The 13,996-nt window shown below is 52.5% G+C and carries 12 protein-coding genes and 1 pseudogene; 10 read left to right on the top strand and 3 right to left on the bottom strand.

The window, feature by feature from the left end; genetic code table 11:
- The first annotated feature begins 227 nt into the window (after nucleotides 1–227).
- Together R50912_RS02075 and R50912_RS02070 are read left to right on the top strand one after the other, a co-directional pair.
- Nucleotides 228–542 carry a helix-turn-helix domain-containing protein gene (locus tag R50912_RS02075; RefSeq protein WP_052415919.1) on the top strand — a complete coding sequence of 105 codons (315 nt, stop codon included), beginning with the start codon at nucleotides 228–230 and terminating at the stop codon, nucleotides 540–542.
- 5 nt (nucleotides 543–547) lie between these two features.
- Nucleotides 548–1,480, top strand: coding sequence for an IS3 family transposase (locus R50912_RS02070; protein WP_081956348.1), 933 nt, complete (start codon nucleotides 548–550; stop codon nucleotides 1,478–1,480).
- 571 nt (nucleotides 1,481–2,051) lie between these two features.
- Here R50912_RS02070 and R50912_RS02060 read toward each other — a convergent pair.
- The 3 genes from R50912_RS02060 to R50912_RS02050 form a co-directional block, all read right to left on the bottom strand.
- The gene (locus R50912_RS02060) at nucleotides 2,052–4,505 is read right to left on the bottom strand and encodes a heavy metal translocating P-type ATPase (RefSeq protein WP_042232024.1); all 2,454 of its coding nucleotides are present in this window, start codon (nucleotides 4,503–4,505) and stop codon (nucleotides 2,052–2,054) included.
- A gap of 120 nt (nucleotides 4,506–4,625) precedes the next feature.
- The gene (locus tag R50912_RS02055) at nucleotides 4,626–4,826 is read right to left on the bottom strand and encodes a copper ion binding protein (RefSeq protein WP_039299488.1); all 201 of its coding nucleotides are present in this window, start codon (nucleotides 4,824–4,826) and stop codon (nucleotides 4,626–4,628) included.
- Nucleotides 4,827–5,181: 355 nt separating this feature from the next.
- The gene (locus R50912_RS02050; RefSeq protein WP_144026055.1) at nucleotides 5,182–5,529 is read right to left on the bottom strand and encodes a metal-sensitive transcriptional regulator; all 348 of its coding nucleotides are present in this window, start codon (nucleotides 5,527–5,529) and stop codon (nucleotides 5,182–5,184) included.
- 208 nt (nucleotides 5,530–5,737) lie between these two features.
- Here R50912_RS02050 and R50912_RS02045 point away from each other — a divergent pair.
- The 8 genes and pseudogenes from R50912_RS02045 (at nucleotide 5,738) to R50912_RS02010 (ending at nucleotide 13,881) form a co-directional block, all read left to right on the top strand.
- Nucleotides 5,738–7,555, top strand: a pseudogene (locus R50912_RS02045) (bifunctional diguanylate cyclase/phosphohydrolase).
- A 201-nt stretch (nucleotides 7,556–7,756) separates the two neighbouring features.
- On the top strand, nucleotides 7,757–9,283 hold the full coding sequence (locus tag R50912_RS02040) for an MDR family MFS transporter (protein WP_042232022.1): 1,527 nt from the start codon (nucleotides 7,757–7,759) through the stop codon (nucleotides 9,281–9,283).
- Nucleotides 9,284–9,288: 5 nt separating this feature from the next.
- A complete protein-coding gene (locus R50912_RS02035; RefSeq protein WP_042232020.1) occupies nucleotides 9,289–9,849 on the top strand; it encodes a PadR family transcriptional regulator in 561 nt (186 codons plus the stop codon).
- Between the two features lie 236 nt (nucleotides 9,850–10,085).
- Nucleotides 10,086–10,304: a hypothetical protein gene (locus tag R50912_RS02030; protein ID WP_039299476.1), complete on the top strand. Its 219-nt coding sequence runs from the start codon at nucleotides 10,086–10,088 to the stop codon at nucleotides 10,302–10,304.
- A gap of 335 nt (nucleotides 10,305–10,639) precedes the next feature.
- Nucleotides 10,640–11,926 carry a hypothetical protein gene (locus tag R50912_RS02025; protein WP_042232017.1) on the top strand — a complete coding sequence of 429 codons (1,287 nt, stop codon included), beginning with the start codon at nucleotides 10,640–10,642 and terminating at the stop codon, nucleotides 11,924–11,926.
- 1 nt (nucleotide 11,927) lies between these two features.
- A complete protein-coding gene (gene sipW / locus R50912_RS02020) occupies nucleotides 11,928–12,524 on the top strand; it encodes a signal peptidase I SipW (protein ID WP_042232014.1) in 597 nt (198 codons plus the stop codon).
- A gap of 100 nt (nucleotides 12,525–12,624) precedes the next feature.
- The gene (locus tag R50912_RS02015) at nucleotides 12,625–13,221 is read left to right on the top strand and encodes a TasA family protein (protein ID WP_042232011.1); all 597 of its coding nucleotides are present in this window, start codon (nucleotides 12,625–12,627) and stop codon (nucleotides 13,219–13,221) included.
- Nucleotides 13,222–13,290: 69 nt separating this feature from the next.
- Nucleotides 13,291–13,881, top strand: coding sequence for a TasA family protein (locus R50912_RS02010; protein ID WP_042232010.1), 591 nt, complete (start codon nucleotides 13,291–13,293; stop codon nucleotides 13,879–13,881).
- Nucleotides 13,882–13,996 lie beyond the last annotated feature (115 nt).

Raw genomic sequence — 13,996 nt, 5'->3', positions numbered from 1 at the left:
TTGGGTCCAATTACCCTTTAGCTTACTTTCGGCGGAATCAAGGGCACTAATGCCCCTCATTTCCTCCCTTGGCACATTTTCGGCGGAATCAAGGGCACTAATGCCCCTCATTTCCTACTTTGGCACATTTTAGGTAGAATCAAGGGCACTAACTCCACAGCCCCCTAAAGAAGTTGGAGTCCTCCCCCACAAAAATGTAGACTAGATACAGGAGGAGGATGAACGGAATGGGACACTTAACAGGAACAAGAGAGAAGGCAGCGCAAGAGGTGTTGTCTGGCATTAAGGCGGCGGTGGTTGCCCGAAAGTATGGGGTGACTCCATCAACGGTGAATCAGTGGGTGAGGGATTACCGGGAAGCCCATGGGGAGCAAGATCATCCGTATCCCCAGGACCAGGTGGAGGAACGGAAGCGCCTGCTGGACGTCGAGCAGAAATATGAGAAGGCCGTCAAGATGCTCGGTGAAAAGGAGTTAGAGATTGAGATTCTGCGTGAACTGCTAAAAAAGCCAACCCCTGCTTATCCGAAAAAATCGAGGTAGCCGATATGTTCATTAAGCAGGGGAATACCGCAGCCTTGGTGCTCCGTCTCGTGGGGCTAGCAGAGTCTACGTACTACGACCGTAAGAAACGCAAGAAGCAGGAGGCACAGGCCGTCCCCCAGGGGCGTGGAAGACCCCTACCCGGCTACTCCCTGACCGAGTCGGGAGAGAAGATTAGCGACGAGCAGATCCAGGAAATGCTCCTGGAACTGGTCGCTGGAGAAGAGCACGTGTACGGGTACAAACTGCTGGCCAAGTGCTTGTGGAACCAGCACGGGCTGAGGCTCAACCACAAGAAAAGCTACCGGCTGTGTCAGGCGCTGGAGATCCTGCAGCCCCAGCGTCAGAAGCGCTTTAAGCATCCCCGGAAGCTGCCGGAGAACCGAGTCATTACCGGAGCGGGCCAGCTCTGGCAGATGGACATTAAATACGGGTATGTGGCGGGCCGGGACCGGCATTTCTTCGTCCTGAGCATTATCGATGTGTTTACCCGGGTTATCGTCGGGTATCACCGAGGATCGTCGTGTGAGGCCAAGCACGCCTGCCAGACGCTGGGACGCGCCATGGAGCAACACTGCGCCCCTGACAGCGCACGTCCGGTGATCCGCACCGACAACGGCCCCCAGTTCATCAGCCATCTGTTTGGCGACATGTGTGAAAGCTGGGAGATGACCCATGAACGCATTCCGCCTCGAACGCCGGATTTAAATGCTTTTATTGAATCGTTCCACAGCAATATCGATCGGGATTTGTTCCGCAAAGAGGCCTTCGACACGTTCGAAGAGGCCTATGAAGCCGTGGACCGGTACATGGACTTTTACAATAACCGCAGAATGCATACGAGTCTTCGCAACATGCCGCCAGCTACCTTTGCGGAGTGGGTGCTGACCCTAGAAGACCAGTCCTGCTTCTTCTGGCCGAGAGAAAAAGCGAAATAAAGAGCAAGGCTACGACAAGTACCGATTTTATACGGAGGACTCCGGGATAAGGGGGTCGCACCGCTAATGCCCCTCATTTCCTCCTTTGGCACATTTCCGGCGGAATTAAGGGCACTAATGCCCCTCATTTCCTCCTTTGGCACATTTTAGGTAGAATCAAGGGCACTAATGCCCCTCATTTCCTCCTTTGGAACATTTGCGGCGGAATCAAGGGCACTAATGCCCCTCATTTCCTCCTTTGGAACATTTTCGGCGGAATCAAGGGCACTAATGCCCCTCATTTCCTCATTTGGCACATTTTAGGTAGAATCAAGGGCACTAATGCCCCTCATTTCCTCCTTTGGAACATTTTCGGTAATCAAGGGCACTAATGCCCCTCATTTCCTCCTTTGGAACATTTTCGGCGGAATCAAGGGCACTAATGCCCCTCATTTCTTCCCTTGTTCCGCTTTCGGCGGCGACACAAAGAACCGCGGGCATTAACGCTCCGGCGGTTCTTTGGTTATCGGCGCTCAGCCGGTTATCGGCACTCAAGTCCGGATCGCTCCGTCTGCAGCAGAAGCAGTGAACATTACAGCTTGACCCGCTGCAGCCGCAGCGCGTTCAGCACAACGGATACAGAGCTGAAGGCCATTGCTGCACCGGCCAGCCACGGAGCCAGGAAGCCCAGGGCGGCAATCGGTATGCCGATCGTATTGTAGGCAAGCGCCCAGAACAAATTCTGCTTGATATTGCGCATCGTCTTGCGGCTCATCAGAATGGCATCGGGAATGCTCATCAGATCGCCGCGCATGAGCGTAATATCCGCCGCCTCCATCGCCACATCCGTGCCGGTGCCGATGGCCATACCGGTGTCTGCCGTTGCCAGTGCCGGCGCATCGTTGATGCCGTCGCCAACCATGGCAACCTTGACTCCGCCGCTCTGCAGCCTGCGGATCTCAGCTGCCTTGCCCTCCGGCAGCACCTCTGCCAGCACCGTGCGAATACCGGCCTGCTCAGCAATGGCCTGGGCCGTAATCTTGTTATCCCCTGTGATCATAACAACCTCGATGCCCATCTCGTGCAGTCTGGATACCGCCGCGCGCGAGGTTTCCTTAATTGTATCCGCCACCGCTACGACACCGGCAATCTCCCCGTCAACAGCTACCAGCATCGCTGTTTTGCCTTCATGCTCAAGCCGGGTCATGATTGCTGTCCACGGCCCGATATCAAGGCCGCTCTCCTCCATCATCCGCCGTGTGCCCACGCTTACCTTCTGGCCGGCCACTACGGCAGATACGCCGCGGCCCGGCACAGCCTCGAACTGCCCGGCAGGCGGAAGCTCAATGCTTCTGCTCTGCGCGCCCGCTACAATGGCATCCGCCAGCGGATGCTCTGAGAGCTTCTCCGCTGCCGCTGTAATCGACAGCAGCCGGTTCTCGGCAAGCACCTTGCCCTGTGCAACAATGCCGGTACTGGTTACAATGTCGGTCAGCACCGGCTTGCCGTTGGTCACGGTTCCGGTCTTATCCACTACAACAACCTTAATGCCCTGTGCAGCTTCCAGATGCTCCCCGCCCTTGAACAGGATGCCGAACTCGGCTGCCCGGCCGGACCCCGCCATTATGGAAGTCGGTGTCGCCAGTCCCAGTGCACACGGGCAGGCGATCACGAGCACCGCGATGGCTTTCTCCAGCGCATCGGCGAACTGCCCGGGTGCGCCCCAGATATACCAGATTACAAAGGTTACAGCAGCAATCCCGACGACAATCGGTACAAAGATCCCGGAAATCACATCGGCGATCCGCTGAATCGGTGCCTTCGAGCCCTGCGCCTCTTCTACCACTCGAATAATCTGCGCCAGCGCCGTATCCCGGCCGACCTTGCGGGCTTTGATCCGCAGCATGCCGTTTTTGTTCAGAGTGGCTCCTATAACCGAGTCACCCGGCTTCTTCTCCACCGGCATACTCTCGCCAGTCAGCATGGATTCATCGACGGAGGACAGCCCCTCGACCACTTCACCGTCTACAGGCACCTTGGTTCCCGGCTTCACCAGCACGAGATCTCCGATAACGACATCCTCCACAGGAATGCTCAACTCAACCCCGTCACGCAGCACCAGCGCGGTCTTGGCCTGCAGCCCCATCAGGCTGCGTATCGCGTCTGAAGAACGCCCCTTGGCCAATGCCTCGAACCATTTGCCTACAAGAATCAGCGTAATCAGAATTGCGCTCGTCTCGTAATACATATCCACGGTATGGTTCATCCCGCTCATCTTCAGAGAATCAATCGTCAGATACAAGCTGTAGAAATAGGCTGCCGAAGTGCCCAGCACCACCAGCACATCCATATTGGCACTGCCGTTCTTCAGCGCTTTGTAGGCACTGACATAGAACTGCCAGCCGATCAGGAACTGCACGGGAGTCGCCAGCACGAGCTGGAACCAGGGATTCATCAGCAGCTCCGGTGTCCAGATCCAGGAAGTGAAAGAGAAATGGCCCGCCATGGCCCAGAGCAGCGGCAGTGACAATATAGCAGAGATTATCCACTTGTTCCGTTTGTGCGTGATTTCTTCTCCGCGCTGGCTGGCGATATCCTTGCGGTCCTGCTTCAGCGCTGCCTTGTAGCCGATGCTGCTCACCTTATCCATAATCTCAGCTGTACTGATATTCCCCGGCGAATATTCCACATGTGCTGTCTCCAGCGCCAGATTCACATTCACTGCGGCAATCCCGGGCATCCGTCCCAGCACCTTCTCAATTCTAGCCGAGCATGCCGCACAGGTCATGCCCGTAATATCGAAATCCGCCGATTCCTTCAGCGTATCATAGCCAAGCGAACGGATCTTCTCCTCAATCTGCGGCACGCCTGCGACCTTAGGATCAAATCCCACCGTTGCCTGCTCCAGCGCCAGATTGACATTCGCCCGGGATACCCCCTCCATGCGGGACAATCCCTTCTCGATCCGCGCCGCACAAGCGGAGCAGGTCATCCCGGTAATCTGCAGCGTAGCCTGCTGCTGCACCGGTTCTGCACTCTTTTCCATGATTCACGCACCTCCTCATACCCCCAAGGGGTATATTTATCTTTAAAAGAAAAGGCATTGGCGCCCGGCCCTATTGCTCTAGGGTTCCCGGCTCCAAGCCCTTACATTACAATCCTTCACTTAAACTACGTCGTAGCCCTGATCCTCGATAGCTGCCTTGATTGCATCCAGGCTTACTGTGTTCTCGTCAAATTCAACCGCTACCGTCTTTGCCGGAAGATCTACCTTCGCCGCAGCCCCAACGCCGCTCACAGCTTTCTCTACAGCACTTACACAATGACCACAAGACATTCCTTCTACATTCAATGTTACGTTCGACATTTGATTACCCTCCTATTGGTTTAAATAGCATACGCCTCCTGATCAGCCTCGAAAGCATATGCTTAATTTGGTTAGCATCCGCTTAATTGCCAGCGAATGCTTGGTTTGACGGCTCCCCGCATTGCCTGCAGAGTTTGATCTTGAGAAAAAATAATCCCAGATGAAAGTAACGGAGGGGAATTTTGAAACTGTAGGAGCGCCAGCGACCGCCTTTGTCCACGGATTTCTACCGCAAATAGCGGTTTAAATCAAAGAAATCCGGGGACAACAGCGGCCGAAAGTTCAAACATTCACCGCAGTTACGACCTCCATCAATAATTAGGCCTTCTCCATTCAAACTCCCCAGGCCCAATCTCTATTTCATCAGCTTATTCACCGTAATCAGCAGCTCATCGATAACCTCATGCTCGCCGGCTTCGATCCGCTCGATAATGCAGCTCTTCATATGGCCTTCAAGCAGCAGCTTGCCGACACTGTTCAGTGCCGCCTGCACCGCCGCCAGCTGATTAAGCACATCATCACAGTAGGTATCCCGTTCAATCATACCTTTGACGCCGCGGATCTGTCCCTCAATCCGGTTAAGCCGGGTGGTCAGTCCACTCTTGAATTCCGGGGAATGATGGCTCTTGCGGACACCGGATGCAGAAGAATGGCAATCCTCGCCGCAGTCATGCCCGGCATGCTCCTTCTCATTTGTTGACACAGGAATCAGCCTCCTCAAGTACCAATATAATATACCCCCCACGGGTATGTCAAGGCTTCATCGCAGCTTTCCCCATTTGTCCTGTAACCCATGCCGATTTGTCATGATTTAGCAGGAGATTCTTGGTAGAAACGCGAATCTCCTAGAATAAAACATTTACAACTACGCGAATGGAGGAGGAGCAGTGCTCAAATCAATCATCAGCCAGATGCATCGCCGCAGGAGCTATTTGTACTCCTTTATCATATGCCTCGCAGGGCTGGGCTTGTTTATTTTTCAAACGGGACCGCAAATTCTTCAACTCTCCACATCCGATTGGGGCTGGGTTACCGCCATGTCAGGCGCGGCCGTCCTCCTTACCGTCTTCACCTTCCAGTTGCCTCCGCAGGGGAACGGGCTGTCACTGGATTCTTCCATCTATCTGGCCTGTATCTTTATCTTCGGCGTCCCGTCCGCCCTTCTGGTTCTCCTGCTCAGCTCCATCGTACTGCTATTCATCGAATGGGGAAGCACTCCACTCTGGAAGCATCTCAATAATTTCGCCGTGTACTGTATCATGATCACTTCCGCAGCCTTTATCTTCTCGTGGTTCGGGGGCCGGCAGGGGCCGCTTCTCAGCAGCCATCTGGCAGCATACATCGGCGCCATGGCTGTTTATTTCATCCTGAACCTGCTGCTTGTCGGTTTCTTCTACTACATAATTTTCCATGAGAATCTCTACAATACACTCAAAGCAATGCTGACAGACGCCATACTGGCCTATCTGTGCACGCTGGTGCTCTCCCTGGTGCTGACCGTTCTGCTTTTTTACAACGGAATTACCGGCCTGGCCTTATTCCTGGGCCTCAGTGTATTGATCTCCTATTCCTTCAAACGGCTGTTCAGCATGTACCGTGACATTGAAGAACGGGCCAACCGCGATCAGCGTACCGGTCTGTTTAACCACAGCTATTTTGAAGCGGCGCTTGAAGAAGAAATGCGCAGATCGCAGACGGGCGGCAGCGCACTCTCCCTGGCCATGATTGATATTGATGATTTCAAGAAATACAACGATCACTTTGGCCATCTTAAGGGGGACGGGCTGATTGTTTTTCTGGCTGAACTGCTGAAGAAGGAAACCGGGTCCACCGATATTATTGTCTCCAGATATGGCGGTGAAGAATTCACCCTGCTTATGCCGGGCTACGATACCGTGACGGCCAAGCAATTCATCGAAAAGCTGCGCAAAACGCTCAACAATTCTATCTTTGAAGGCAGCGAGATCTTCCCGCAAGGCTGTCTAGCTTTCTCCGCAGGCGTAGCCGGATACCGGCCCGATGTCCACTTCAAGTCAGAGCTGGTCGATCATGCCGATCAGGCGCTGTACTATGCCAAAAAACAAGGCAAGAACATGGTCCATGTCTACGGCAACCAGTCTCTCTTGGAGCGTGACATAGATTTCAGCCAGGATGTGCGCGATATTGAACAGCAGCTTAATCTTTTTATGTACAAGGATCTGGAGACCTTCAAGCATTCCAAACGCGTATTCCGCTATGCCATGGACATCAGTGAGCTGCTGGAACTGGACAATCTTACCAAACGGCAGTTCACGCTCGGCGCACTGATCCACGATATCGGCAAGCTGGAGATTCCCTGGGGCATACTTAACAAGAAGGATAAGCTCGCTCCGGAGGAATGGGAGATGGTCAAATAGCATGTCACCTGGGGCAAAGAGATGGCGCTTACCAACGATAAATACAAGGATCTCGCCCCTTATATCGAGTTGCATCACGAACGGTATGACGGCAAAGGGTATCCGTACGGCTTCAAAGGAGAAGAGATTCCCCGGCTATGCCGGATGCTGACCATTATCGACTCGTTCGATGCCATGACCACGGAGCGTCCGTACCAGCCGACCAAATCGTTCGCGGAAGCTATTGTGGAGCTGCGGGCCTGCGCGGGAAGCCAGTTTGACCCGGAGCTGACTGAGCTGTTCATCGGATATATTGAGGCCCGGGAGCTGTGTTCAAGCGATGAGGCCATGTAGGAAGAAACCTGCGGCCCCGCTGCGGGTAAAAGTCCGCCTGTGAGGGAACACCATAGATAGAAGTCCTGCCGTTCTTGTCGTACAAGGGCGGCTTATTTGCGTCCACAGCATTACTAAATTTTGAAAAAAGGATTGCCACCCTATTCAAATTTGAATATAATGAGATTTGCCATTGAATAATGAACGTAAAGGAGTCTGTAAATGCATACTAAAGAAAGCAATCTTAAGCTCGTCGTTGCCGGCCTGCTGCTCGGTATCCTGATGTCTGCCATGGATAATACGATTGTGGCCTCAGCTATGGGCACCATCGTCTCCGATCTCGGGGGACTTGATAAAATCGTCTGGGTAACCTCTGCTTATATGGTCATGGTTATGGCCGGAACCCCCATCTTCGGCAAATTGTCCGATATGTACGGGCGCAAGCGCTTCTTCATCTTCGGACTCATCGTGTTCCTGATCGGCTCCGCCCTGTGCGGAACGGCGGCCAGCATCACACAGCTCAGTATCTACCGGGCGATCCAAGGGATTGGCGGCGGTGCGCTGATGCCGATCGCCTTCACGATTGTATTTGATATTTTCCCGCCGCAAAAAAGAGGCAAGCTCACCGGATTATTCGGTGCTGTCTTCGGGATCTCGAGCGTAATCGGCCCTCTGCTGGGCGCTTATATCACTGATTACGTCGGCTGGAACTGGATTTTCTATATTAATGTGCCGATTGGTATCGTCTCCTTCTTCCTGATTATGACGTCCTACAAGGAATCCGTCTCCCATGCGAAACAGCGGATTGACTGGGGCGGCGCCTTCACATTGGTGGCAGGAATTATCTGCCTGATGTTCGCGCTTGAGCTTGGCGGCAACCAGTATGCCTGGGATTCAGCAACGATTCTCGGACTGTTCGCCGGCTTCACCGTATTCCTGATTGCCTTCATCTTCATTGAGCAGAATGCGGCAGAGCCGGTCATCTCGTTCAACATGTTCCGGGGGCGCCTGTTTGCCACCAGCAGTCTGCTCGGCTTGTTCTACGGCTCGGCGTTTATCGTAGCTACGGTATACATTCCGATCTATGTCCAGGGGGTATACGGCGGCTCCGCCACCAACTCCGGACTGATCCTGATGCCGATGATGATTGGTACGGTAATCGGCAGCCAGTCCGGCGGTCTGCTCACCACCAAGACGAGCTTCCGCAACATCATGCTGCTGTCCGCAGTGTGTTTCGTTGCCGGGATCTTCTCACTCAGCACATTGACACCGGATACTTCCCGTCTGCTGCTGAATGCGTTCATGGCGCTGACCGGCTTCGGGGTAGGGTTCTCCTTCTCCGTACTCAGCATGTCATCCATTCACCATTTCGATATGCGCCAGCGCGGCTCAGCTACCTCCACCAGCACCTTCCTGCGCTCGCTCGGGATGACGCTGGGGATTACCATCTTCGGTATTATCCAGCGCAACAGCTTCACTTCGGAGCTTAGTACGGCCTTCGGAGACGGCGGCCAGGCCTCTTCCTTCGGAGATCCGCGTTCTGCGCTGACCCCTGAGGCCCGTGCACAGATTCCGGCACCGGTGCTGGAGAAGATCACAAATTCACTGTCTACCTCGATCGCACATACCTTCATGTGGGCTATCGTGCCAGCGGTGCTTGCCGTTGTCTTTGTTCTGCTGATGCCTAGAGACCGCCTGAGCATTCAGCCTAAGGAATCCCAACCTGCTCCAGCTTCCGGGCAGAGGTAAGCATCATGTCCATGAAGCTGCTGATTCTGGGGCTGCTGCTGGAACGGGATATGCATCCTTATGAAATTACACTCGTCATGAAGGAACGCACGATGGACCAGATCATTAAGCTGCAGATGGGCTCCTTGTATTATGCTGTCGACAAGCTGGCAGAGGGCGGGCATATTGAAGCTGTAGAGGTCATCCACAGCGCAGACCGGCCGGATAAAACGATCTACCGGATTACGGATAAAGGCAAGGAATTAATGGAACAGCTCATTCTGCAGCAGATCAAGAAGAACGATCCCCTGTATCATCCGCTGTACATGGCCTTGGCACTCTCGCGCTATATTGACCAGGAGAAGGTAGAGAAGCTGCTGGAGGAACGCATCCGCGAAGCGGAGCACCAGGTTAACTTCGCCTACCAGGTATACGAGGAGCATATCTCCGTTGTGCCCCGCTCGGCGCTGCATCTGATGTACGGCCGGTATGAGCATAGCCTGACAGAGCTGAAATGGCTGAAGCGGCTCTATGAGGATGTGGCCGCCCGCAGGCTGAGTGACAAAGGCAGCCCGATCATTCCGTAATAAATATAGAATTTCAGGAGGATTGTTCCGCCGCCGTTACAGGCAGCCGGGGCAGTCCTCCTTTTCATTTCCAAAGCCTGTTCACACCGGAACCTGCGGTTTATTACAAGTCCCTGTGTTTAATAAGCCCGTATTGTGTTTATTAGGGAGCAAACTGCCGGCAAGGCTCAGGAGGATTCTCTAGCACATTCCCCATCCTTGCCCTGCAAATATTCCGAAAGGGAAGTGAACTTAAGATGAGCCATAGTGACGACAAGAAGCCGATAAGAGACGAACGTGACCATCCCGAGCAATACCCCACGGACAAGCCAAGCTTATTCGACCTTGACGAAAGCGAACAGAATGTAGATCCGATTCCGGTTGAGGATCTGACCCTCGAGAAGCAGGAGGAGAAGGATAAGGAAGGCACGAAACACCGCTCCTCCAGTGACAAAAAATACCATACCGGATTCTAAAAGTTATAGCTTATAGCTGTACGTCAGCTCACGCGGAGAGAAGCTTCCTTAAGGAGTGGACTTCACTACAAATGGAAAGGTTATGCCATCCGTATTTGTCATGCGGATAGCATAACCTTTTTTCGTTCTCAATAAAGAACATTCGTGAAAAACAGCGATAAGTCAAGTAAACTAAAGATAATTAGATGTATTCGTGCTTTATTGCGAACAATTCGCTGAAATTGACATTTTTCTTTTCATGGGTCCGCAGTGTATGATTTCATTACGAAAACGTTCTTAATAAAGAACGAATATAACGAATATTAATCAGTAAGCCATGAGAGGGGGGCCTACCTTTGTACCCCAGATCCGCCAAACGGCGTAAACGGAAATACACGAAACTCGGTCTTCGGATCCTGCAATCCGGTATGGCTGTATCTGTCCTTATAATGTATACATCCAATCAGATTGGCAGTACTTACGGAGAGTACAACACTTCGCAGGAACAGATCACCTCTATCGGGCTCTGCTCCGTATTCCCGGGTCAGATTGAACAGCTGCTGTCAGAGTTCAGCGGACATGTCCGAACAATTATCGAACTGAAATCCTCTCTTGGCAGCCACATTCCGAGCGGAAACTATACCACTCCCCCGATCTCTGAAGAACTGTCAGCGGAGGAACTGGATCAGGTCTCCAGTGAGATCTCAGAACAAATCCGGCTGGCAAGCGATACAGTTAACGCACTGGATACACAGCTGAGCTTCAATGCAGGTATCTGGCAGCAAATTCTGCAGGAAATTGGCAGTGCAGCAGCCATTCTGCATCAACTCGGAGGATATATGGTAAATCTCGAACCTAATTGCCTGGAAATCCGTGACGCCCAGTTCTTCGAACAGCTACAGGAAGGTCTCCATCAAAGCGGGGTGCTGTCGGAATCCCTGACGGATACATTAACGGGCATTGTGCATTATCTGAATACGATTCATGATTTAGGCGGCTCGCTGCCGACCGGTAATCCTGACCGGGTACTTCTCCGGCAAGAAAGCTTCGGCTTCCCTGCCGAGGAACCGATTTTCTCATTCATGGCCAGAGCCTACAATGCAGACCCCAATGTATCATCCGCCTTACAGTCAAGCTACGATCAGTTAAGTGCAGAATTAACAGCCTCCAGAGACAACCTATCGTCCACAATCACCACGCTGCAGGAACAGCAGGTACACATTGCTGAAGCGAAGGCGGCGCTGGAGGAGAAAGCCAAGGCTGAAGAAGCGGAACGGCTCGCGCTGGAGAAGCAAAAGCAGGAAGAAGCCGAAGCTCTGAAACTGGAGCAGGAAGACACTAAGAATAATCCGCCCGCAACCAGCATTCCTGGAGAAGATAAGACCATCGAAGAACCTGCTATAGAAGCTCCTGAGGGTGAAAAGCCGGCTCCTGCACCCTCACCGGATGCAGAGGTTACTGCTCCGCCTGCCACACCGGCACCGGAATCCCCTCTTCCGGAGGCGACTCCAGCGGCAGAACCAACTGCGGAGCTCCCGGATAGCGGTACAGATACCGCGCAGCCAACAGCTACAGCTACAGCTACAGCTATACCTACAGCTACACCTGCTCCACAATCTGATATCAGCAAAGGCGGGGAATAATATGCGCATCAAAAAGATAATCAGCACCACATTGTCCACACTGATATTTATGATTTTCCTGGTGCTGGTAACAGCAGTAGTCATCTCTAAAGCTTCCGGAGGCGAACCTTCCTTCTTTGGCTATCAGATCAAGACGGTGTTATCCGGTTCCATGGAGCCGGGCATCCAGACCGGATCTATTGTAGCGATTAAGCCGGGCGGGGATATGACCCGTTTTCAAAAAGGCGATGTGATTACATTCATGAATCCCGATAACCTCCTGATTACACACCGTGTGGTCGATGCTTCAATAAACAGTGCCATAGGCGAGGCCAGCTATACCACCAAAGGGGACAATAACGATGCAGCCGATACCTCAGCGGTCAGCTCGACAAATGTGGTAGGCCAATATACCGGCGTCACCGTCCCTTATGTAGGATATGCCATGAATTTCGCAGTCTCCAAAGCCGGAAGTGTAATGCTGATGATTATCCCCGGGCTGCTCCTGCTGCTCTACGCACTGTATTCCTCCTGGAAAGCCGTTGCGGCACTGGAGAAGAAGAATGCAGGGACAGCGGTGACCGGCGGAACGGATACCCTTCCAGACATTGTGCAATAAACTTGATTGTCCTCTCCCGTTTACGAAACGCGGAGCAACAATAAATTTTCCCGGAAGACAGGCAAAGACAATAAAAGAACGATGAGAAAGGGATGAACAAATGAACGTTAAAAAAACATTAGGTCTCGGCGTTGTATCGGCAGCACTCGGATTAACCCTGGTCGGCGGAGGAACCTTCGCTTACTTCAGCAGCACTTCCACCACTGCAGCTTCTTTTAACAACGGAACTTTATTACTGAATTCGGACCCCTCCGTTATTGTCAATCTCACCAATCTTAAGCCGGGAGATACAATCAAAAGAGACTTTAAATTGAAAAATGACGGGACCCTCAATATTCCCAAAGTTGTTCTGCGCACCTCATCTGTCATTACAGATGCCCTGGGGGATAACAGCTCCCATAATCTCAAAGACGATATTATTGTAACCTTCCTTATTAACAAGGATAAAGTTACTTCGCCTGTCCTGGTTATTTCACTGGCCGACCTTGAGCAGCAAAGTCCGGATCTTGTAGCTAAGGGAATTCTCGGCGGAATCTTTGGTGTAGAGAATGGGGGCATCAAGGCAGGCACCTCAGATAAGCTGAGCGTACAGTTTGCCTTCAAGGAAACCTTCCAGCCGCAAAACTACTATCAAGGCGATACGCTGGCCCTTACCCTGAACTTCGATGCCAATCAGGAAAAAGGCGCCCTCAAATAATCTGCCCTGTCACGCATTCCTGTTCTCTGATCTTTAAAAAACATAATATACTCGAGGAGGAAATTAATTATGGGTATCAAAAAAACATTGGGTCTTGGCGTAGCATCGGCAGCACTGGGATTGTCTTTAATCGGAGGGGGCACCTTCGCTTACTTCAGCTCCACAGCAACCAGCACGGCAACCTTCGCGGCAGGTACGCTGAAGCTCGGCTCTTCCTTCAATACACCTGTTGCCCTGACCAATCTGAAACCGGGTGATTACACCGTACGCACGTTCACCTTGTCCAATGACGGCACTCTGGATATCAAGCTCCTCACGTTGGCTACCAGCTACACCGTAACTGATGCGAAGGGAGATAATGCCGGCCAGGATCTTGGAGATCACTTCAAAATCAAACTTCTCGACAGTTCTTACACCAGCGGGCCGCTTACCGGCCATGTGCTGTCCGAAATCTCCTTGAAGGATCTGAAGAACACATCCAGCTATGATCTCGTAACGGCGGGTGTACTGCCGGGAGGCATCGCCGCTACCCAAACCAAAACCTTCAAGATTGCTTTCGAATTCGTTGACAATACACAGGATCAGAATATCTTCCAGGGTGACGGCTTGGCGCTGAACTGGACATTCAATGCTACGCAAGGTTTGGGAGAAGCCAAATAAGGCTATTAAACTATATACACAAAACGGCATATCCTCCCTCATCCGGGCTGGATATGCCGTTTTGTCTCTCCACTGCCGCCAGCTTCCGTCAGGAACAATGATTTTTGTCGGTTTT

Source organism: Paenibacillus sp. FSL R5-0912 (assembly GCF_000758605.1).
In the GTDB taxonomy this organism is placed as follows: Bacteria; Bacillota; Bacilli; order Paenibacillales; family Paenibacillaceae; genus Paenibacillus_AQ.
The sequence above is the reverse complement of the archived record's forward strand: the minus strand, read 5'-3'. Positions and strand labels throughout refer to the sequence as shown.